This window comes from Massilia glaciei (genome assembly GCF_003011895.2).
Lineage (GTDB): Bacteria > Pseudomonadota > Gammaproteobacteria > Burkholderiales > Burkholderiaceae_D > Telluria_A > Telluria_A glaciei.
The window spans coordinates 1-453 of the sequence record NZ_PXWF02000347.1; the positions used below are offsets into that span (position 1 = coordinate 1).

1 rRNA gene is annotated in these 453 nt (G+C 53.4%); it reads left to right on the top strand.

Going from position 1 to position 453, the window contains the following annotated elements:
- Positions 1-453, top strand: a 16S ribosomal RNA gene (locus tag C7C56_RS27820); the annotation flags it as partial.

Sequence of the window (453 nt, forward strand, 5' to 3'; positions counted from 1 at the left end):
AGTGGGGGATAACGCAGCGAAAGTTGCGCTAATACCGCATACGATCTAAGGATGAAAGTGGGGGATTCGCAAGAACCTCATGCTCCTGGAGCGGCCGATATCTGATTAGCTAGTTGGTGGGGTAAAGGCCTACCAAGGCATCGATCAGTAGCTGGTCTGAGAGGACGACCAGCCACACTGGAACTGAGACACGGTCCAGACTCCTACGGGAGGCAGCAGTGGGGAATTTTGGACAATGGGCGAAAGCCTGATCCAGCAATGCCGCGTGAGTGAAGAAGGCCTTCGGGTTGTAAAGCTCTTTTGTCAGGGAAGAAACGGTGGCCTCTAATACAGGTTGCTAATGACGGTACCTGAAGAATAAGCACCGGCTAACTACGTGCCAGCAGCCGCGGTAATACGTAGGGTGCAAGCGTTAATCGGAATTACTGGGCGTAAAGCGTGCGCAGGCGGTTT